The sequence below is a fragment of the Porphyromonas levii genome, from assembly GCF_018206105.1.
In the GTDB taxonomy this organism is placed as follows: Bacteria; Bacteroidota; Bacteroidia; order Bacteroidales; family Porphyromonadaceae; genus Porphyromonas_A; species Porphyromonas_A levii.
Genome location: NZ_JADRGN010000036.1, coordinates 1 through 22689 on the forward strand (window position 1 = coordinate 1; position 22689 = coordinate 22689).

A 22689-nucleotide genomic window follows, 5' to 3' on the forward strand; every position below is an offset into this window, starting at 1 on the left:
TCTTCACTTTGTGGGGGATATACAAAGAAAAATCGTTGTAAAACCTTGATTTTACAACGATTATCTACTTTTTGAAGGCTGTTCTGACAGGGAGTTTGAAACCCTCTTGAAGCCTTAAAGCGGAAGCGGGGGGATTCGAACCCCCGGTACGGTTACCCGTACGTCAGTTTAGCAAACTGGTGGTTTCAGCCACTCACCCACACTTCCATCTTGCTCTATCAGCAAGCGATTGCAAAGATAGCAAATAAATATTATATGGGCAAATATCTGCTCTCTATTATTTAGAAAACTGATGGTTTTACATTGAGCCCCGTGGTCTCCACCAGCCCTAGCATAAGGTTCATAATATGAATAGCTGACCCTGCAGCCCCCTTCATCAGGTTATCCATAGTGCTCACTATCAATAGTCTATTGCCATGTTTAGAGAGATGAATATGCAGGTCATTGGTATTTACCGTATCCCGCACATCTGGATATTCATCCACGAGGTGAACAAATGAGTGGTCATCAAAAAACTCCTCATAGAGTCGGCGAATCTCTGCAATACCTAGCGGACAATCAAGATACATAGTAGTGTATACCCCTCGAGTAAAGTTCCCTCTCATAGGGATCAATACAATCTCTGAGTCGAAGCTATTCTGGGCATCCTTAAGTGTACGCCTCACCTCACCAATGTGGTGATGCTCCAGTGGTCTAAAGACATGGAAATTATCGAAGAGCATATCGTAGGTCAGTCCGCCCTCTGGCTTCGGACGAGCTAGGGCTTCCGTTTTACCAGCCACTGCCGTCACATGAATCTCGCTATTGAGTAGGAGATGTTTTGCTAGTGGCATAAGTGGGGTCTGAATTGCCGCAGCAATGGCTCCCGGTACAGAGACCCGAGCAGCTTTAGTGATGGCACGACGATTCCCCTCCGATAAGCCGTACACAAAGCCTGTCTCCTCTGCATTGGTGTGCCTGAACTCCTGAGAAAAATCAATCACTTTGAGCCCCTCTGGGATATCAAAGAGGTGAAGAAACTCTCTCGACGCAGCACTCTGCAGGCAAAGGAATAAGACATCAAGCCCCTCTAGATCTAGTCTGTCGGTAAAGTCGAGTGTCCTCATGCTGTTGAGGTCGTTGAATAGTTCAGCCACACTCATCCCAGCTCTCTGAGGTGAATAGATCATCTCCACGTGTACGTCGGGATGATTAATCAAGAGATTGTAAAGCTCACCTACAGCGTACCCTTCACTACCTACAATACCTACTTTATACATATCACTTCTTCTATTCTCCGTAGATCTTTTTCTTCTGTTCCGCAACGATAGGGTCAGTAATATAGTCGTCGTAACTAATCATCTTATCTACGATGCCATGAGGACCAAGTTCTATCACACGATTGGCTACTGTATTGATAAACTCGTGGTCGTGGCTACTAAATAGTATAATACCTGGATAGTTAATCAAAGTATTATTGAAAGACTGGATACTCTCGAGGTCGAGGTGATTCGTAGGAGTATCAAGTATCAGTACATTAGCATCTTGGAGCATCATTCGCGCAATCATCACACGCATCTTCTCACCTCCCGAGAGTACTGACACTTTCTTTTTCAGCTCCTCTCCATTGAAGAGCATACGACCGAGGTAGCCCTTAAGATATACCTCATTAGTATCCTTGGCAAACTGTGAAATCCACTCCACGAGGTCATAATCAGTATTGAAGTACTCGCTGTTATCTAGTGGCAAATAAGCCGAGGTGGTTGTTTGTCCCCACTCATAAGTACCTGCGGCAGGCTTTTCCTTACCATTGATAATCTGAAAGAAGGCGGTCATTGCTCTAGGGTCATGAGAGAGGAATACAATTTTATCACCTTTCTCTACATTGAAGTCCAGGTTTTCAAACAACAAAGTCTGCTCTCCATCACCTCCAGCATAGGCTGTAAGTCCCTTTACTTCCAATATCTTATTACCCACCTCCCGCTCAGGTGTGAAGATAATACCTGGATAGCGACGAGTGGATGGTTTGATTTCATCCACATTGAGTTTCTCTATCATCTTCTTACGGCTAGTAGTCTGTTTACTTTTAGCCACATTCGCACTAAAACGACGGATAAACTCCTCCAGCTCCTTTTTCTTTTCCTCCGCTTTCTTATTCTGCTGTTGCTGCTGGCGCAAAGCCAATTGGCTACTATGGTACCAGAAAGAGTAGTTACCGCTAAAGAGCTGCACCTTGCCGTAGTCGATATCCACTGTATGGGTACATACAGAATCAAGGAAGTGACGGTCGTGGCTTACTACCAATACGGTATTCTCGAACTCCGACAGGTACTGTTCTAGCCACTGTACCGTCTCAAGGTCAAGGTCGTTAGTAGGCTCATCGAGTAGCAAATTATCTGGCTTTCCGAAAAGAGCTCTTGCGAGTAGCACACGTACTTTCTGCTTACCACTGAGGTCTGCCATCATCTGGTAGTGAAACTCCTCCTTCACCCCAAGTCCCGAAAGCAATTGCGCAGCATCACTCTCTGCATTCCATCCCTCCATCTCGGCAAACTTCTCCTCAAGCTCTGCAGCACGAATACCATCCTCATCACTGAAGTCTGGCTTAACATAGAGGGCATCCTTTTCCTGCATAATATCCCACAGCACTGTATGCCCTGTGAGTACAGTATCCATCACCGTCTTATCGTCAAAGGCGAAGTGATCCTGACTAAGTACGGAGAGACGCTCTCCAGGTCCCATAGTCACGGCGCCTCTCGTAGGATCTAGCTCTCCACTAATCATTCGAAGGAGAGTGGACTTTCCTGCACCATTAGCCCCTATCACACCATAGCAATTCCCTGGGAGGAATTGCATATTTACATCCTGAAAAAGGACTCGTCCGCCAAATTGTATTGCCAGCTCGTTTAGTTGAATCATCTCTTATTGTCTAATATTTATATACTGGACAAAGATACCAAAATATGCTATCGGACGGAAGCACATAGAAGCACTATTATGTGGACTAATCTAATGAAAATAAATCCTTCCCTATCCGTTCACATTCTATTAGCCTGCATAATGCGACAGAAATGGAAAGAGCTGCTGGATTTCTCAACGTCATCCAACAGCTCACCAAAACTTACCTAACGTTCCGAATTTGTGGGCAACGTTTATCTTATAGCTACCATTGACAATCGTCAACAATAAGATTAAATTCTATTTACAAATGTAACAAGTTTTATCTACATCACAAAACATTCCAACAGAAAAGTCGTCAAGAAACCCTAAGAATAGGCTTCTAGACGACTTCTTCTTTATAGATTTACCACACTAGCGCTATCTATCCTTACACAATATTTCGGGCTTAGCGCTTTGCGAATATGCTACTGCAATCAGTCCGTAAGTGATGCGATTGCCTTTTTACGAGCCAAGAGGGAAGCCCCCATCACACCCGCATAGTGCAAGAGGATCGATTGTTTAAGTTCAGTGTCCTGATTCACCATATTCAGAGAGTATTTACGTATGGCACTCTGAATAGGCTGTATCAAGTAATCACCTACTTGAGCAAGAGGGCCTCCGATAACTACCACATGAGGATTAAATATATTAATCATATTGGCAAGGTGTAAACCAAGTTGTTCTCCCACCTCCTCAAGTATCTCGATACACAACATATCTTCCCTTCGTGTAGCCTCTATGAGGTCATCCAGCGTAATCTCCTCTATTTTCTTACCTTCATCAAGGAGTATAGAGCGATCCCCTGCCTTTACCCTATTGGTAAACTTGCGGTGCATAGCCAAACCCGATGCCTCGGTCTCGAGACAACCTTTCTTACCGCAGTAACAGAGCACCTCATTTTCGTAGCAATGCGTATGTCCAAACTCGCCACTGAATCCCGACTTTCCGGCATAAGGCTCGCCATTGATTATAATACCGAGACCCAACCCCCAAGTAACATTTACAAAGAGGAGGTTTTCGCCCTTCGACTTGTAGTGCAACATATACTCGCCAAAGGCGGCAGCACGTGCATCATTATCAATATAAGTAGGGATACCAAATATATCTGTAAACCTCTTAGCTAGTGGTACCTCATTAAAGTTAAAGTAAGTATAGCTATATCCAGTATGTGGATTCAGTCGGCCTATAATATTGATACCAATACTCACCACAGAGCTCCTAGGCACAACGATCTCATTGTCCAAATAGTCATTGACCAAATCAGTAATCGTATCAAGGCACTCTTGTGTATTGACAAAGTGAAATGGGACATCCATTTTAGACTGTACTTGATTTCCTGAGAAATCCATCAGCACAAAGTTCAGATGCGATGCGGTGAAGTCTACGCCAAGAAAATAGTAATCCTTATCCGTCAGACCAAAGAGAAATGGATGGCGACCTGTAGTGGCCTCCAACTTCCCAAAGTTTCTCAACAAACGATGGTCTACCAACTCTCCCACCATCTTACTGATGGTAGGTACGCTCACCTCTAAATGCTTTGCAAGTACAGGGAGGGTCTCAGGTCCATTCTCTACCAAGTACTCTACAATACGCTGTTTGTACTGCAGGTTTTTTGGATTTGTATCAAATAAATCTCTAAACTCGGATTCAGTCATATTAGTAATAATGTATGGGTTTTACTGAGCAAATATAATCTATTTTTCTGAAATAACTAATTTACACATGAATTATTTAGCATAAAATTGAACACTTCTCTACCATTATTAAATTCTAGAGCCAGTAGAGATGTCACACCAAGAGCGCAGAAGCTGGAGCAAAAAGACATAGTTCTGATGCTCCTCGGGCACAAAGAGAGTCGCTAAGGGGAAACGAGCAACTACCCCGAATACTTGAGGCCAGATTGAGCCTCCTTTTTGGTAGGCGACTATCACATATTTTGGTAGATTTGTCTCAATATAGAACATGAAGTTATGAGAAAGATTAATATAGCACTCGATGGGCATTCGTCTTGTGGCAAAAGCACAATAGCAAAAGCTTTGGCGAAGCGCTTGGGATATACATACGTAGATACTGGTGCAATGTACCGAGGGGTCACCCTTTGGACTCTTAGAGAAGGACTTTGGATAGAGGGCGAACCAAATAAAAGCGAGATAGCAAGACGACTGGGAGAGGTAAATATCTCTTTTGGTCAGACAGAGAGTGGGCAACACTTACTCCTTAATGGAGAAGATGTTGAGCGAGAAATTAGAGGGCTCGAGGTATCCAACCACGTAAGCCCGATCAGCACGATACCAGAGGTGCGGAAGTACCTCGTAGCCCAGCAGCAAGCATGGGTAGCAGCCAAAGGGGTAGTAATGGACGGCAGGGATGTAGGCACTGTGGTGATGCCAGATGCCGAACTTAAGTTTTTCGTTACTGCCTCTCCCGAGGTTAGAGCCAAGAGACGTTTCGAGGAACTGACCGCAAAGGGAGACAACGTAAGTTACAAAGATATACTGACCAACGTTACAGAGCGAGACCGCATCGATAGCACTCGTGCTGTAGACCCTCTTCGCCAAGCAGAGGATGCCATACTACTGGACAATAGTCTACTGAGCAGAGAGGAGCAGCAGAGATTGGTTGAAGAAGTGGCAGAACGCGTTATCCGCGGGAATGACTCTGGAGTGCTATTAGTAGAAATTGATAGCGCATCTGGCTTTTGTTTCGGTGTGATAACAGCCATCAGTAAGGCTGAATCGGAGCTCAAGGAGAGCCAACCACTACACTCGCTAGGCGACATTGTGCACAATGGGGATGAGGTGAAGCGTCTCAAGCAACGTGGTCTACACTCCATCACCTACGAACGCTTACCCGAACTCAAAGGGAAACGAGTACTATTCCGTGCGCATGGCGAGGCACCTAAAGTGTATGCCGAAGCTGAGCGATTAGGGATTGAAGTGGTAGATGCTACGTGCCCTGTAGTCCTCGCATTGCAAAAGAGGATTCGGAGGAAATACGAAAATACCCGTGGCAATGGCACACAGATTGTCATCTATGGCAAGCACGGGCACGCAGAGGTTAATGGACTAGTCGGGCAGACCAATGGCGAAGCCATAGTGGTGCAGTCCATAGAGGAAGCAAAGAGACTGATAGACCCTCAGAGACCTGTAGCACTCTTCAGCCAAACAACAATGGACATGGATAGCTTTGCTCAATTAGGAGATTTCCTCAAGGAGTATGTAGCTAAAGGCGTAGAGGTAGAGACCTTTGATACCATCTGCCGACAGGTCTCCAATCGTGTACCAGAGATTACAGAGTTTTCTCGCCGTATGGACTGGGTCTATTTCATCGCTGGTGCCCATAGCAGCAATGGCAAAGTACTCTATAATACAGCACAGAAGGCCAATCTCAATAGCTACTTCGTATCTTCACCCGATGAGATAACAAAACCCCTACCCTCATGGGTGCGTAGCGTGGGCGTATGCGGTGCCACATCTACCCCCATGTGGCAGATGGAGGCGGTGAAACAACGCATAGAGGAGATTGCGAAAGGAGGGAAAGCAAAATGATTAAAAGACTATTACTACTACTGATTACAATCATAGCTCTTGGTGGTTGCAGCAAGCCAGATGTAACTTCCATAAAATTACGTTTAGAGGTTATCATAGTAAAGGAGCACAAAGACCCCTCAGGTCGTTTCATCACTTGGCCACAGGGAGCTGATATCGAAAGTGATCCACCGATTCTATTAGATAAAATCAAAGACTTTACCTACGAGGAAGGATACAGATATATCCTACCAGTGAGAATACAATTAGAGAACGGAGAAGAGAGCTATAGCTACTTCGAGTGGGATGGTCACAAGCTAATCAAGGAGAAAAAAAATAGATGGAAGAGCTAGATAATAGATCTATTCTACAAGACCAAGAACGTGCTTGGTGGAATCCCCAAGAGCTATTCAGTGGCAGCAAAGCGATATGGGCTATCATGCTTTTCTTGATGTCCATCAGCCTTTGGATCGTCTTTACTTCGAGCAGTACAGATGCTTTTGAAGCTTGGTACAAGGGGAATAGTTTCTTCATGGTTATCGGCAAGCACATGATTTACATGATACTTGCTGTAGTGGTCTGCGTATTAGTTTCTCTCGTACCCCTCAGAGTGTTTCGACACTTTGCACCGCACTTGTTGATTCTCTCCGTGATACCTCTGGTATTGGTACCATTCTTTGGAGCCACGCTCAATGATGCTACCCGGCATCTAGTCATCTTCGGCATCTCCTTTCAGCCCTCCGAACTGGTTCGACTCACGCTCATCAATTTTACGGCCTCTCGGCTAAGGTTTAAGGATGGGCAACATGCCACTCCACGCAACTTCTTTATCATCTTCGTTCCTGCTATTCTTATCTGCGGTGTAATTGCGAAAGATAATATCTCTACTGCAGCTATCCTTGGTGCGGTAGTATATATTATGGCACTCATCGGAGGTGCCAATCGTATTTGGATGAGACGATTGTTTTTCGGAGCTATAGGCGGATTAGTATTACTGATTATAGTAATGGCGATAATCCCAAGCACCAAAGACAACGATGGCAATCGTCTTGCTACAGGTACTGCCCGCATAGAGCGCTTTGTTGCCCAGTTTGGCAAACCGATCAACAAAGAGACTTATAAACACGTAAATGGCGTAGATCAGCAGATTGTTGCAGCTCAAAAGGCAATCGCCAATAGCCATTTCATAGGCACAGGATTGGGCAAGAGCGAGATGCGACATGGTATGCTACCCGAGGCTTTTTCCGACTTCGTATTTAGTATTATCATAGAGGAGGGGGGTATACTTGCCGCCATGGCGGTTATCCTCGCCTACCTAGCCCTATTTTTTGCGGCAGGTGGTATCGGGCGAAAGACTACGAGCGTGTACCAGACACTACTCGTACTCGGTATTGGGCTCATCATCACCCTTCAAGCGATTTTGCACATGATGATCAATGTCCAGCTATTCCCAATTACAGGACAAAACCTACCCTTCATCAGTCGAGGTGGATCTAGCTATATAGTTACGGGCATGTACTTCGGCATCCTACTAGCCGTAAGTAAGCGCAATCAGGAGCGAATAAATAAACACCTTGCGGAGGTATCAGGCAATAGTGCCGTAGTCCCTGAAGTGGTTCCCGAGATAGAAGAAATAGACAACAGCATTGCACAGAATAAATATGAGTAATAAGCTTACAAGTGTAGTCATCAGCGGTGGAGGTACGGGCGGTCACATATTTCCAGCACTCTCCATCGCCAACGAGATAAGACGTAGATACCCCGAGTGCGACATTCACTTTGTGGGAGCAAGAGGACGAATGGAGGAGGAAAAGGTGCCGGCAGCAGGGTACGATATCATACTACTACCTGTGCAGGGCCTAAGCAGAGACAAAAACCCAATTAAGCTAGCCAAGACCATCTTCAGACTTATCAAGAGTCGCTTCCAAGTCCGAAGCGAACTCAAAAGACTACGCCCACAGATAGCCATCGGTGTAGGAGGTTATGCGAGTGCCCCCACCCTCATGGAGGCAAATAAACTCGGTATACCTACCCTTGTACAGGAACAAAACTCATTTGCGGGGAAGACCAATAAGCTAGTTGGCAAAAAAGCGGAAACCATCTGCGTAGCCTACAAGGATATGGAGCGCTTTTTCCCACACAAAAAGCTTATCCTAGCTGGTAACCCCGTACGCAAACAATTGGCAGAGATTCCGCCACACGCCGAGGAAGCCTACCAGCACTTTACCCTCGACCCCCACAAGCGCACCCTTCTGGTTATCGGTGGCAGTCTAGGTGCTCGCACAATTAATAAGAGCATCTCTGCCTTCCTCCTACAGATAGCAGAGAAGGAGCAAGAGATCCAGCTCCTATGGCAGTGTGGCAAAGTCTATATCGACGAGGCACGAAAAGCGATTAAGGATGCAGGTCTGGAGGGGCGAAAAATCCTTGTAACGGACTTTATCCAGAGGATGGACTACGCCTATGCCATTGCCGACCTAGTTGTATCGAGAGCAGGAGCTAGTTCTATTTCGGAGCTATGTATGCTGGGGAAACCTTCCATCTTGGTACCTAGCCCTAATGTGGCCGAAGACCATCAGACCAAGAACGCCCAAGCACTCGTCACCGATGACGCCGCCGTAATGGTGCGAGACATAGATGCAGAAAGCGAACTAATACCTAAGGCGCTTGAGCTACTAGAAGATCATCATCGGCTAGATACCCTAGGCGCCAATGCGCTCAAACTAGCGCTCCCGAATGCAGACAAGACCATAGTGGACGAAATAGAAAGGATTGTAGAAGAGAAAAAGAGGTAAGACCCAAAAAGATGAGTAAGAGATATTTCTTTATAGGTATTGGAGGCATCGGCATGAGCGCTATTGCCCGCTATTTTCTGGCTAAGGGCGAACAAGTAGGTGGTTATGATCGTATCCGCTCCAAGGTCTCTAGTGGACTTGAAGAGGCTGGAGCAGAAATCCTTTATGAGGATACACCCGAACTAATCCCCTCTGCATTCCAAGCCCCCAATGAAGTGGTAGTGGTCTACACCCCTGCTATCCACATGGATAATCGCATACGTCAATACTACGCTCAGCATGGCTACGAGCAGATAAAGCGAGCTGTAGTCCTAGGGGAAATAACCCGCATGCAAGAGGCACTCTGTGTGGCTGGCACCCATGGCAAGACCACCACAAGCACACTTCTGGCGCACCTCCTAGAGCAATCCCATATAGGCACTAATGCTTTCCTTGGCGGGGTATCGCAAAATACGGGGAGCAATCTATACCTCCACGAGGAGAGCCCTTATGTAGTGATAGAAGCCGATGAGTACGACCGCTCCTTCCATCAGCTGACCCCGACCCATACCATCATCACCAGTACAGAGCCAGACCACCTCGACGTCTATGGCACTGCGGAAGCCTACCGTGAGGCGTTCCAAATATTTGCGGAAAAGACTAAGGATAATGGGCTAATACTTCTGAATGAAGAGGCTACACTGCAACCCCTACGTCCTCAGCTACAGCTCCGTACTTATGGGAAGTCGGCAGAGTGCGACTACTATTATAGTAACATTCACTATGAGGAGGATCAGCTCTACTTCGACTGGCACTACCCTGGAGGTTGCTACAGTAGGCTACTCATAGGTACACCCATAGAAATCAACGTACTCAATGCCACAGCCGCACTTGCTCTAGCACAGCACTTAGGAGCCACTGAAGAAGAGCTCAGAACTGGACTAGCATCCTTTCTAGGGAGTCGTCGTAGATTTGAGCGCTGGCTCAACGAACCTAACCGCCCTATAATGATAGATGACTATGCCCATCATCCCGATGAAATCAGAGCATCCCTCAGCTCTATCCGCAGGCTCTACCCCGATAAAGAGATAGCTGTGGTATTTCAGCCACACCTGTATAGCCGAACCGCCGACTTCCTAAGGGAGTTTGCCTCGGCACTCTCTATAGTGGACAACGTGATTATGATACCGATATATCCCGCACGAGAGGAGCCGATACCAGGCGTCACTTCAGAAGCAGTGCTACGGTATGTGACTGCACCCCGAAAGGCATGCGTACCCAAAGCTGAACTGGTTGACGAGCTCAAGAAGCACCGGTTCGATATACTCGTTATGATGGGCGCTGGCGACATAGAATATCTATTGCCCGAGGTGCGTGATTACCTCCAGACTATCGAGCTATGAAACGCAAGCTACTCCAGTTTTTTCTATGGTTCATTGCCCTCTCGATGCTGGGAGGACTAGTCTTCGCCTACATTGCACTGCGGGGGCATTCCCGATATGCAATTCAGCCCAACCTTACTCGAGTGAAGATTGTAGGGGTAGACGAAGATGCGTTCCTCAAAAGAGAAGACATTATGGCGGTATTGCCTATATCGCTCAAAGACACTCTACCACAGCCTCTCTCGCTCTCCGAGGTAGAGCGTAGTATAAAAAGCCAAATACCCTATGCCAAGAAGGTCAGTGCTTTTGTCTCTCCTACCAATCACCAGATGACGGTTAAGGTTGATAGCCGTCGCCCAATACTTCGGCTCTACACTAATGATGGGGCATTTTACCTTGACGACGAAGGTACAGCGATGCGCACTAAGTCGGGAGTATCTATTTATATCCCTGTAGTCAAAGCTGACCACGCAGACTCCCTCACAATTCGCAATACGCTTTTCCCGCTAGCACAGTTTCTGAGCGAACACGACGAATGGAATACTTTCTTCAGCATGATAGAAGTAAAAGGGGATAACCGCATCCACTTCTACCCCCGTGTAGGAGACTATATCTTTGAGGTTCTAGGCACCAGTACCCTTGCAGAAGATCTACCCAAGATACATACCTTCTACACAAAAATTGTCCCTCAAGTAGGAGCCAATCACTACCAGTTGGTCAAGCTCTCATACGACAAACAAATCGTCTGCAAGCGAAGGCAAAAGCCATAGTGTACAGCGCTAAAAAGTCAACTATTTAGTGAGCTTAGTCAAGTAAATTAGGAAATGAGAGTCAACAGACCAGGGAAACCTCAGGCACGTAAGGTCAACTAGATAGCCAATTCCGTCTAAAATGGGTCAATAGATTCAGGAAAAGACGGATCCCGTAGGGGTGCAAAACCTCTCTCCCCTACCGGTTGACCGCTCTTACTATAACCCACAACCATTTAATATATACTAATTGACCCATTTGATATATACTAATTGACCCAATTAGTATATATTAAATTTGGTGATTAGTATATATTAAATGGTCATGCAAAGTATAGAGGGAGGTCATGCTTGGTATAGACAAGGTTTAGCTAGTAGCTATATTGCAATCTTAATAAAGGTAAAAAGAGGGGGAATTCCTATTTACTTACGAAATTCTTTATTATGTTTGTAGTAACAAAAAAGGGGACAACAATTTTCACATTATAGAAGGATAATAAAGTATGAGTTTTCTGACAAATGACAAACTAGTAATCGTAGGAGCAGCTGGTATGATTGGCTCCAACATGGTGCAGACTGCAGCAATGATGCGTCTAACTCCAAACATCTGCATGTATGACCCATATAAGAATGGTCTAGAGGGTGTTTATGAGGAGATGCGCCACTGTGGTTTCGATGGTATGAACCTCACCTTCACAGACGATATTGCTGAGGCACTTAAGGATGCTAAGTATATCATCTCATCGGGTGGTGCACCACGTAAGGAGGGCATGACTCGTGAGGATCTACTAAAGGGAAATAGCGAGATTGCAGCTGGTCTTGGTCAAAATATCAAGAAGTTCTGCCCAGATGTAAAGCACGTAACCATTATATTCAACCCTGCCGATATCACAGGTCTTGTGACCATGCTACACGCAGGTATCGACCCACGCCGTGTAACTACTCTAGCAGCACTAGATAGTACTCGCCTACAGAGCGAGCTAGCTCGCCACTTCGGTGTAGCTCAGTCCGACGTGAAGGGCGCATACACCTACGGTGGTCATGGTGAGCAGATGGCTGTATTTGCATCTAATGCTACAGTAGCTGGCAAGCCTCTAAAGGATGTAATGGGTACCAAAAAGCTCGACAATGAGACTTGGGCAGAGATTCGCCGCAAGACAACTCAGGGTGGTGCTAATATTATCAAGCTACGTGGTCGCTCATCTTTCCAGAGCCCAGCATATTGCTCAGTGGAGATGATTGCTGCAGCTATGGGTGGCAAGGAGTTCCCATGGCCTGTAGGCACTTTCGTAAACAACGATAAGTATCAGAATATCATGATGGCTATGGATACCAAGATCGGCAAGGACGGTATCGTAAGCTACAATGTACCAAAGGGCACAGAGGCTGAAGTAGCTGAGCTTGACGCCAGCTATGCTCACCTTGTGGCTCTTCGTGACCAGGTGATTGGCATGGGTGTTATCCCTGCTATCGAAGACTGGGGGACCATCAATCCACACTTTGCTAAGTAAATAGCTCAAGAGGTAAAGACATGGGCAGCTCTTAGTGGACTTCTAAGGGCTGCCCATTATTTATAAGACTATATCTTGCACAAGTCGGTAATTTGTTATATCTTTGCCGTTGCTAAACAGCAACCTATATGCCCAGATGGCGGAATTGGTAGACGCGTTGGTCTCAAACACCAATAAGGTAAAACTTGTACCGGTTCGATCCCGGTTCTGGGCACTTCGGATTAAGTCCAATGTAATATTATTGTAGAGCCGTAAGACATTACGGCTCTACAAGTTTTATAGTGTACCATTTTATTTGATATCGATATGGGCAACTATCTGAGTACAGACAAGAAGAAGATAACTGCTACTCGCTTTACGGCGATGAAAGGGCAGGGAGAGAAAATAGCGATGCTTACGGCATACGACTATACTATGGCTCGTCTGCTAGATGAAGCTGGAGTAGACTCGCTCCTGGTAGGCGACTCGGCAAGTAATGTGATGATAGGCAATGCTACTACCCTCCCTATTACTTTGGATGAAATGATTTACCATGCACGCTGTGTAGCGAATGGGGCTAAGCATGCCTTTGTCGTTGCAGATATGCCTTTCGGCACAGTGCATGGTGATCCTATGGTAGCCCTATCATGTGCTATCAGGATGATGAAGGAGAGTGGCGTGGATGCAATAAAAGTGGAGGGCGGTGCACAGATCATGGACTCGCTCAAGATTATCTTGGATGCCGGAATCCCTATCGTGGCTCACCTTGGTCTTACTCCACAGTCGGTAAATAAGCTAGGGGGCTATAGCGTACAAGCAAAAGAGGAAGCCGAAGCCGAACAGCTACTAAGGGATGCCCAAATGGTGGAGGAGCTAGGGTGCTGTGGCTTGGTACTAGAAAAGATTCCGAGTGAACTGGCGAAGAAGGTAACGGAGACCATCTCGATTCCGACCATTGGTATAGGAGCCGGCAATGCCACTGACGGACAGGTACTCGTATCTGCCGATATGCTGGGTATGAATATGGGCTTCAAGCCTAAGTTCCTCCGCCACTTCGCCGAAATAGGAGAAGCTATTCAGGGCGCTGTAGTCGACTACTGCAATGAGGTAAAAGCAGGATCATTCCCCAACGAAAGCGAGAGTTATTAATTCACCCTATGGATAAAATCATTAGCTTTGAGTGGTGGGAGCTACTCAACGAAGAGAGCATCACCCTTATCCTTGACTATATTGGGACTTTTGCCTTTGCTATCTCGGGAATTCGCCTAGCATCGGGGCAGAATATAGACTTATTTGGCGCTTACGTGATTGGTATGCTCACAGCTGTTGGAGGCGGAACTATTAGGGATCTTCTATTGGGACTAACGCCTTTTTGGCTTACTACCCCATCCTACGTACTTATCACGCTCATCTCTCTACTTGCCGTAATCGCATTTAGGAAACACCTAGTGAAGATACATGAGCAGCTCTTCCTTTACGACGCCATAGGGCTTGGCTTCTTTAGTATTGTGGGTATGGAGAAGGCAATCATGATAGGATTTCCCTTTTGGGTAGCACTTATGATGGGCGTGATTACTGGCTCTTTCGGAGGTCTTCTCCGTGATGTATCGATGAATCAGGTGCCTCTTATCTTTCGGAAGGATATATACGCCATGGCGAGCGTGGCTGGAGGGCTCGTATTTGGGCTACTAGATGCAATCGGCATACAGCATATCTTGGTACAGATAATTAGCGTCTTCGTGGTGATTGCCACACGAATGGTGTGTGTAAAGTACCATATATCGCTACCCGTTCTCAAGGGGACAGACTAACGTCAAAATCAAAAGGAGGGTGCTATTGTACGAACAGTAGCACCCTCCTTTTATACTATCAACAATGACTAGTAGAGCTCGTCTACTATATTAGTAATCACACCCATATCGGATAGTATCTGATCCTGCTTGGTGGCATGCTCGCCCAGCAAGTCAGTATCATAGGGAAAAGCGGTATAAGAGGCCTTGCCCAGTCCTGCCATAGACTTAATCTCGAACTTGTAGTGGTAGTTACGTACGACACCAAAGTAGCCCCCGTTATTGATATTACCATTGAGTTGTGCAGGCGTGAAGTGGGTAATCGGTAGCGCATAGTAGGTATAGCATCTGTGGAAATACTGGACATCATTACCCTCATATCCGCCCTCCTCCACATCGGCAGAAGGGAGATTACCATTTACGAGGAAGCGATTGGCAGCCTCAATAAGTCGCTTATCCTCTTCGCTCTGTGAGCGATTCGCCATAGCTTTCTTATAAAGCGCCAAAAAGGCTTTGGCTTCGTAGTAAGTCCCATGATAGTTCACCCAACTCAGTCCTTTGTCTTTTAACTGATCAGGGGTGAGCTTCTCCTTAATCGTTTTTGGTATCATCCGCACTCTTATTATCAACCTCGTGACCGTATTGGACCGACTCTCACTACTTGCGAGAGTATTCTCAGGGATTGTGCGGTAGACATTCGGCACTTCAGGGTCAGTGGTATAATTGTTCTTTATTATCGCTGTTTTAAGCTTAGTACGATAGATAAACTCGGAAGCCAGTTCGTCTATCCCCTTACTTGCGAAGCCAGTGTAATTGGCATCAATTGGGTACTTCAGTTTTAGCGTCTCCTCTATATGCTTATCGTACTCTGGGAAAAGAAGATATTTCCTACTCTGAACATCAGGGTAGAACTGCAGATTTTCATCAAGGAGCTCCATAGCGGGGTCATTCACCTTAGGCGTCCAAGCAACAGATGCTAGCGCATTGATAGCAGACAACTTTGCGGTTGGAAGAGAATATACCTTCGCTACCGCATTATCTCCGAAGAGCTCCTTGGTAACCGTAATTGGCTCAGAGACGTAATGGCTTTTCTGTAAGTAGTTTTTGTGAATATCCTCTTCATCGAGGTAGTTCATTGGTTTTTTTAGTTCAGAGAAGGGCTGCCCCACAGCAGTAGCTGCCTTAAGTTCAGAGTTTACTGTAGCAAAGACGTAAACGATATAGTTATCTGCCTTGATTCGCTCACTACCTCTCACCTTAAACGCCAAACCATCATCGGTAGTCGTAGCTGAGATATCCAAGTCGCCTCCACTAAACTCCCCCTTATCTGCAGATATATCTTTATCAAAGGCATAAATGACCTTATCGGGTTGCTTAGGGTCAGTTACGTTGACTGAGTAGAATACAATCCTCAAGCCCGAAAAGCTAACCCTGAGCTTCCGCTCTGCCTGAGCATCGGTAGGATAAGCACGAGTGCCTTTCTGAGAGAAGCTATTCATGCTACCGCCGAAGCTTACTTCAACAGTCCTTCGCCCATCAGTAGGAGCAGGAGTACCGCCAAGTTCTACACGTTTGTTACATCCTAAGAGTAGGAATAATAGCGCAATAGCGCATAAAAGATGTGTCTTCATTTTCTTAGTAATTATAGTTATTAATTATTGCCCCCTCTATGCTACGCTGCTGAGAGTGTAGATAGAGGGGGCTGATATTATTGGTCAATGATAAGCATTACAAACCGAGCTTCGTTCGAATAGCCTTAGGTATAGCGTTTTTATTAACTACAATGTTCATTGTTTTACCAGCAACGAAAGACTCGGATACATACCAGATACCCTTATATGCACCAGCCTCTCCCCATGAGTTCTTAACCATATAGAACTTCTTACCTGTCTGGTCTTTAGCGATACCATAGATCACCATTCCGTGGTCATCGGTAGTAGTGAAGCCATCATAGCCAGCTTGTCTCCATTCCTGTGTTACCTTAATCTCAGGAGTGCCTGGAGTACGTACAAGTTCTTGTATCATAGACCTCTTGTCGCTAGGGCTTGCGCCTATCCAGCGTGCCTGATCCGAACCTGTAGTCTCTGCAGTCTTCACATCCACAAGAATACCGAGACCATCGCGGTTAAAACCAACCTCGCTTACATCAGCACCCCAAGCGATACCGTAACCATTATTTATAGCGTTGTCGAACACCTGCATAAACTCATCTAGAGGGAGGTTGTATGACGATGAATTTCTCCAGTTATCAGGAATCTCCAAGATGAACTTCTGGTAGAAAGGGTGGTGGGTAAAGCTTGTCAGCGATACATAGTCATCCATATTAAGTCCTATAGACTTTGCGAAGCTCTGTGGCGTATAGGTCTTTCCTTCGTAAGTAAAGCTCTCAGGAGCCTCGCCTAGATATGAATCAATGATACCACCAAATGCCTTTTTCCAAGCCGTGGTCATACCATTATTATCGGTATCCTTTACGATAGCATTGATATATGCCTCTGCCACCTTATGTAGCTCGTTATGATTATGGCGCTCGGTACCATACTGGAGGCCTGTCATCTCACTCATGGGTACAATGCCGTAGTGCTTTACAGAGTAGAGGACATCATAAAACGATCCACCAGGACCGAAGTTGGCATAGCCATGATAGCGAAGATAGTTCTCTGCCTTGTCCCTATAGGAGTGAGACACCACATGCATGGGAGAGAGCACAACGCTCTTGCCTGTGGCACGAATAGCCTCCATCTCGAGAAAGCCAAGACCACTGAAAGCCCAGCAAGTGCTAGAGTTAGCCTGGTTCTGGATCGCAGTGATAGGAAGCTCCTTCTGAACGGTGAACTGATACTGCTCCTTTTGTGCCATCGCTGGCGCTGTAAGCCCGAGAAGCAAAACGAGCGTAGTAAGAACTTTAGGAATACGATTCATTTCCTTACTGATTAATGGTTATATAAAAAATTACTTAGATTACAATTACCGAGGGTAAAGCTCCAGATCATTAGTCATGGCTTGCAACCAAGGGTTATCCTTGGTAAGGAATGCCAACTTCTCCTGAGGGGTCTGAGGCCCAGACTCTACCTGCTGTACATCCACGTCGATAGTGATGCCAATCTGGTCATTCTGTAGATCATCATGGAGCGTCTGCAAAATCATATCCATCACCTCCAAGACTTGCTGGCGATGGGTATTGCTCTGCACCACAATATTGATCCTGTGGTCTGTCGACTTGGCAGGCAGATTACGCTCCAAAACTTGTCGTGCAATAGGCGCCTTGACCAGCGAAGTCACCTTGCGCCAACTCCGCTGAAGGTCTTCCTCCGAATAATCCTCCGACCTATTGAGTTCCTTTCCGCCCTTATCCTCTTCCTTATGCGCACCGAACTGCTTCCCCGTAGCTATGTTGATGCCAAACATCTTCTGTGCGCCACTCCCTTGAGGGGGCTTCTTACGCTCTTCCTTGGGGGTAGTTGTCGGACGCGTATAGACCTGCTGCGGCTGGCTCATCTGCCCTACTCCTCCTTGCGGATTAGCCGTTGGCGGTGTAGCAGTTTGCTGAGGAGGGGGCGGTGCAGATGGCTTAGCACTATCCGTGGGAGCTGGATGAGTAGGCTCTACCGAAGGAGGTGTTGCAAGCGGACTATTACCATTCATTTCGCACATCTTCATTAACGCTACCTCTAGCGCAAGCCGCTTATCTCCACTACTCTTGTATTGCGCCCCAAAACTACTGCTCACTTTAAGGTAGTTCCAAAGCATATAGGCTGGCGTATAGGCCGCAGCCTTCTGCATACGCTCTCGAATGGACAAAGGTGTCTCCACTAAATAAAGTGTCTCCGGCGATTGTGCCAGAAGTACATTGCGGAGAAATGCAGAGAAACCTCGCATGATGATATCCCCCTCATATCCTCGTATGAGTAGGTCATTCACAAGCGTTAGTGTCTTAGGGTATGACCCCTCCGTAACATAGTAGAGCAACTTGAAGTACTCATCCTCATCCAGTAAGTTGAGGTTTTCTCGCACGCCTTGTAGGGTAATCCTCCCTCCTCCAAAGCCAGCAATCTGATCAAACATACTGAGGGCATCGCGCATACCTCCATCTGCCGCAATCCCTATCATCTGAAGCGCTTCAGGCTCAGTGTAGATCCCTTCGTTCTGCGCTATCCACTGCAAGTGATCGGCGATATCTTGAGCTGTGATTCGACTAAAGTCGTGTACCTGACAACGCGATATAATTGTGGGCAGCACCTTGTGCTTCTCCGTTGTTGCTAGTATGAAAATAGCGTGAGCCGGAGGCTCCTCGAGTGTTTTAAGAAAGGCATTGAAAGCACTACTAGAGAGCATATGCACCTCATCGATAATATACACCCGATACTTACCACTTGTAGGTGCGATGTATACCTGATCTATCAATTGACGGATGTCATTGACAGAGTTATTGGATGCTGCATCCAGCTCCATAATATTATAAGAGCGCTGTTCATTGGCGGCTATACAGCTCTCACACTCATTGCATGCCTCTCCTGATGGCGTACGGTTTTGGCAGTTTATCGTCTTGGCAAATATCCTTGCGCACGATGTCTTGCCCACTCCCCTTGGTCCACAAAATAGATAAGCATGAGAAAGCTTATTTTGCTCAATAGCATTCTTCAGCGTAGTGGTAAGGGCTTTTTGCCCCACTACACTTTCGAACGTACTCGGGCGGTACTTCCTAGCCGATACTACAAAGTCACTCATTATCGTACTTAGAGAGAAGAAGCATCGAAATTAATAGGTAATAGAAGCCTACAATCATCTACGATTTTCACTGAATTTGGTCCGGCTAGATATACTGGGAAGGGATGTTTGTACCTATCTGCTGTCTCCAAAATTACCTGACGGCATGCGCCACATGGTGCTGCCACAGCAGCGTACTGGTTATCTCCCCTCATGGCGGTTACCACAAGAGCGACCACAGGATCATCAGGATACTGAGCACCTGCGTAGAAGAGCGTGGTACGCTCGGCACATAAACCAGATGGGTAAGCGGCATTTTCCTGATTGGATCCAGTGACTATCCTACCACTCTGTAGCCTAACTGCCGCACCTACTCTAAACTTTGAGTAAGGGGCATAAGCATCACGAGCAATAGTACGAGCAGCATCTACTAACTCACGCTCAGCACTGCTTAGCTCGTCAAACTCCTTCTCCACTACTGGCACCACGATTTCACTCTTCTTCATCTTCGTCTACATAAGTTGGTTTCACTTGCAGGGTAAAGATACCAATTTATTACCCAATCCTAAAATATTATTTGAGTACGAAATCTCAAAAACCACAGTAAAATAGGACGAAGCCATCTTCACGAAATACAGAAATAGGGAGCCAACAACCGTCTTATACGGAACCGCAAAAACGTTCGTTGGCTCCTAGCTGCCCGCGCTATATTAAGCATATGACCATTTAATATATACTAATTGAGTAATTTGATATATATTAAATGGTCTAATTAGTATATATTAAATCAGACAATTAGTATATACTAAATGGTCATGAGGTATACCGAGGGCGGTGTATGGGTAGAGGTGAAAGGTTTTTCGCCCCTACGGCATCCGTCTTTTCCTAAATATATTGACACTTTTCGAACGAAATTGACTATCTACTAGACCTTATGTGCCTGAAGATTCACTGGTCTGTTGACTCTCATTTCCTAATTTACTTGACTATGCGCACTAAGTGGTTGACCTTCACTAGGCTGTACGGCTTGCAGTGCTCTGCTATAGCACTTCATCGTCTACGTACATATATACAAAAGAGCTATGCAAGCACATGCCCGCATAGCCCTTTTGCGTTTTGTGGGGACGGAGGTCGTCCATTCCCTATTGTTAGCTGTCATATTAGCGACAGGAACCTATTACTTTTCACTTAGGAAGTCCATTGAGCGAGTGATGAAGCTATCGAGAGCTTCACCCTTGAGGAGACCACTAGAGAGAAGTCCGAGGTCAATCAATTGAGAAATAACCTTGTGGTTATTACCGAATGTCTTGTAGACTTCGGAGAGTTTCTCATCGATTTCGCTAATCTTATCATTGGTGGCAGATAGATCGTCACGAAGAGTCTTCTTCTCTTCATCACTCAACTTGTCATCGTCTAGCTGCTGATGAATAGCTGCCACTCTAGCCTCCTGACCACGGTGATCGGCTTGAAGCGCCTTGTAGTCTTCGCTCTCCGTCTCGTTGAAAACGACTGCTATGCCCCTTACTACAGGGTGATCAAGGTTGAGGTTCACCACATAACTATCTGGCAACTCGCCATAGAAGTTCATCCCCTGCTGCATAGCAGCCATGTCCTTCATACGACGCATATATTCACCTTGAACCAGTACAAGCGGTTTGGCATCCTTCCCTTGATGACTTGTCTGGACAGATAGCATCACCTTATCTTCCTTTGGCAACTGCTGTTCGAATAGATGCTCAAGAAGTCTCTTATCCTCCTCAGATACCTCAGCATGGTCACCCATAGTGCTGTCTTTCTTAATCAGGTTGTCGATAGTATCGCTATCAACCCTTACAAAGTGAGACTGTGCCACCTTTTGCTCAAGCATGCTAATAACGTGGATATCTAGCTGACCATCCATCAAAAGCACATCGTAACCACGGTTATTGGCTGCCTTGATGTAGCTGTATTGCTTTTCAAGATCTACGGCATATAGGTAGACGACGTGCCCATCCTTATCCGTTTGCTCAGAGCTTATCAAATCGCGGTACTCAGCGAGGGTATAGTACTTCTTCTGAGTATTCTTGAGAAGGGCGAACTTCTCTGCCTTCTCGTAGAACTTCTCATCGGTAAGCATGCCATATTTGACGAAGAGATCAAGTACTTCCCACTTCTCCTCGTAAGTCACACGGTCGTCCTTGAATAGCTCTGCGAGCTTGTCGGCTACCTTGCGAGTAATATATGAAGAAATCTTCTTCACATTATGATCCGCTTGAAGATAGCTTCTGGAGACATTGAGGGGAATATCGGGAGAGTCAATGACGCCATGTAGGAGCATTAGAAAATCTGGCACAATGCCTTCGACAGAGTCGGTAACAAAGACCTGGTTAGAATAGAGTTGGATCTTATTTTTCTGTAAATCCATATTGCTCTTGACTCTAGGAAAGTAAAGGATACCAGTGAGGTTAAAAGGATAGTCAATATTGAGGTGAATCCAGAAGAGCGGCTTTTCGCTCATCGGATAGAGCATCTGATAGAAGTCTTCATACTGCTTATCCTCTAGCTCACTAGGCATCTTAATCCAGAGAGGCTCGGTAGCATTAATCACGAGATCCTTATCGGTCTCCATTTCCTTACCGTCTTTCCACTCTTTCTCTTTACCAAAGACTATAGGCACAGGGAGGAACTTAGCGTACTTCTCTAGTAACTGGCGAATACGTGTTGGCTCAAGGAATTCTTTGGACTCCTCATCGATATACAGAATAATATCGGTACCACGTGGACGCTTCTCGGCTACCTCCATAGAGAATTCAGGGTTGCCTTCGCAGATCCAACGGATACTATCCTCTTCTTCCCGGTAGCTCTGGGTGTAGATCTCGACCTTACGAGAGACCATAAAACTAGAGTAGAAGCCTAGACCAAAGTGACCGATGATGCTGGCAGCATCGTCTTTGTACTTCTGGACAAACTCCTCGGCACCGCTGATAGCTATCTGATTGATGTACTTCTCAATCTCATCGGCACTCATACCGACACCTTTATCACTTATGATAAGCTTATCACCATCAATCTTTACCTCTACCTTGAGATCATCCATTGGACCACTGTACTCTCCTTTACTTGCTAGAGTACGTAACTTTTGGGTGGCATCAACGGCATTAGATACTATTTCACGCAGGAAGATCTCATTATCACTATAGAGAAACTTCTTGATGATTGGGAACATGTTGTCGCTCTGTACCCCAATCTTACCATTCTTCATTGTCTTGTCACTCATATTATATACATATGCTAATATTATACTTTCAAGCTCTATATATGCAAAGTCGGTGCCAAGACAGGGAAGACTGACAAAAAGAACCACTATTATTG

At 45.9% G+C, this 22689-nt stretch carries 17 protein-coding genes, 2 tRNA genes and 1 pseudogene; 11 read left to right on the forward strand and 9 right to left on the reverse strand.

The features are described 5' to 3' along the window. Positions 1-120: 120 nt before the first annotated feature. The 4 genes from IX315_RS07660 to IX315_RS07675 form a co-directional block, all read right to left on the reverse strand. A tRNA-Ser gene (locus IX315_RS07660) sits at positions 121-207 on the reverse strand. A gap of 74 nt (positions 208-281) precedes the next feature. Beyond that, entirely contained in the window at positions 282-1259 is a 978-nt protein-coding gene (locus IX315_RS07665; protein ID WP_211634983.1) for a hypothetical protein, read from the reverse strand. Between the two features lie 10 nt (positions 1260-1269). Then, entirely contained in the window at positions 1270-2898 is a 1629-nt protein-coding gene (locus tag IX315_RS07670; RefSeq protein WP_211634985.1) for an ABC-F family ATP-binding cassette domain-containing protein, read from the reverse strand. 455 nt (positions 2899-3353) lie between these two features. Continuing rightward, a complete protein-coding gene (locus IX315_RS07675; protein WP_018358347.1) occupies positions 3354-4574 on the reverse strand; it encodes an ROK family transcriptional regulator in 1221 nt (406 codons plus the stop codon). A 315-nt stretch (positions 4575-4889) separates the two neighbouring features. Here IX315_RS07675 and cmk point away from each other — a divergent pair. From cmk to IX315_RS07725, 11 genes and pseudogenes are all read left to right on the forward strand, one after another. After that, positions 4890-5492: pseudogene (gene cmk / locus IX315_RS09755) on the forward strand ((d)CMP kinase); the annotation flags it as partial. Between the two features lie 90 nt (positions 5493-5582). Beyond that, positions 5583-6467, forward strand: coding sequence for a 4-hydroxy-3-methylbut-2-enyl diphosphate reductase (locus IX315_RS09760; protein ID WP_342356948.1), 885 nt, complete (start codon positions 5583-5585; stop codon positions 6465-6467). Then, entirely contained in the window at positions 6464-6799 is a 336-nt protein-coding gene (locus IX315_RS07685; RefSeq protein WP_211634989.1) for a DUF4377 domain-containing protein, read from the forward strand. Before IX315_RS09760 ends, IX315_RS07685 begins: the two co-directional genes overlap by 4 nt. Next, a complete protein-coding gene (locus IX315_RS07690; protein ID WP_018358350.1) occupies positions 6787-8115 on the forward strand; it encodes an FtsW/RodA/SpoVE family cell cycle protein in 1329 nt (442 codons plus the stop codon). Before IX315_RS07685 ends, IX315_RS07690 begins: the two co-directional genes overlap by 13 nt. Continuing rightward, on the forward strand, positions 8108-9241 hold the full coding sequence (gene murG / locus IX315_RS07695) for an undecaprenyldiphospho-muramoylpentapeptide beta-N-acetylglucosaminyltransferase (protein ID WP_018358351.1): 1134 nt from the start codon (positions 8108-8110) through the stop codon (positions 9239-9241). Before IX315_RS07690 ends, murG begins: the two co-directional genes overlap by 8 nt. 11 nt (positions 9242-9252) lie before the next feature. Further along, entirely contained in the window at positions 9253-10623 is a 1371-nt protein-coding gene (gene murC / locus IX315_RS07700) for a UDP-N-acetylmuramate--L-alanine ligase (RefSeq protein WP_211831871.1), read from the forward strand. After that, entirely contained in the window at positions 10620-11372 is a 753-nt protein-coding gene (locus IX315_RS07705; RefSeq protein WP_018358353.1) for a cell division protein FtsQ/DivIB, read from the forward strand. The genes murC and IX315_RS07705 overlap by 4 nt, the downstream gene beginning before the upstream one ends. 482 nt (positions 11373-11854) lie before the next feature. Then, positions 11855-12862, forward strand: a complete 1008-nt coding sequence (locus IX315_RS07710; RefSeq protein ID WP_211837338.1) for a malate dehydrogenase — start codon at positions 11855-11857, stop codon at positions 12860-12862. Between the two features lie 130 nt (positions 12863-12992). Beyond that, positions 12993-13076, forward strand: a tRNA-Leu gene (locus IX315_RS07715). Between the two features lie 92 nt (positions 13077-13168). Beyond that, a complete protein-coding gene (gene panB / locus IX315_RS07720) occupies positions 13169-13990 on the forward strand; it encodes a 3-methyl-2-oxobutanoate hydroxymethyltransferase (RefSeq protein ID WP_211639410.1) in 822 nt (273 codons plus the stop codon). Between the two features lie 8 nt (positions 13991-13998). Continuing rightward, positions 13999-14652 (forward strand): trimeric intracellular cation channel family protein, encoded by a 654-nt coding sequence (locus tag IX315_RS07725; protein ID WP_018358356.1) that lies wholly within the window; start codon positions 13999-14001, stop codon positions 14650-14652. A gap of 68 nt (positions 14653-14720) precedes the next feature. On the opposite strand, the gene IX315_RS07730 is transcribed toward IX315_RS07725, so the two are convergent. The 5 genes from IX315_RS07730 to htpG all read right to left on the reverse strand — a co-directional run bounded on the left by IX315_RS07730 (position 14721) and on the right by htpG (position 22579). Then, complete coding sequence (locus IX315_RS07730) at positions 14721-16262, reverse strand: fimbria major subunit (protein ID WP_211837339.1); 1542 nt, start codon at positions 16260-16262, stop codon at positions 14721-14723. A gap of 97 nt (positions 16263-16359) precedes the next feature. Further along, positions 16360-17553, reverse strand: coding sequence for a C1 family peptidase (locus IX315_RS07735; RefSeq protein WP_018358358.1), 1194 nt, complete (start codon positions 17551-17553; stop codon positions 16360-16362). A 45-nt stretch (positions 17554-17598) separates the two neighbouring features. Beyond that, positions 17599-19359, reverse strand: coding sequence for a DNA polymerase III subunit gamma/tau (dnaX, locus tag IX315_RS07740; RefSeq protein WP_211837340.1), 1761 nt, complete (start codon positions 19357-19359; stop codon positions 17599-17601). A gap of 8 nt (positions 19360-19367) precedes the next feature. Then, positions 19368-19844: a cytidine deaminase gene (locus IX315_RS07745; protein WP_018358360.1), complete on the reverse strand. Its 477-nt coding sequence runs from the start codon at positions 19842-19844 to the stop codon at positions 19368-19370. 671 nt (positions 19845-20515) lie between these two features. Next, positions 20516-22579 (reverse strand): molecular chaperone HtpG, encoded by a 2064-nt coding sequence (htpG, locus tag IX315_RS07750; protein ID WP_134849019.1) that lies wholly within the window; start codon positions 22577-22579, stop codon positions 20516-20518. Positions 22580-22689 lie beyond the last annotated feature (110 nt).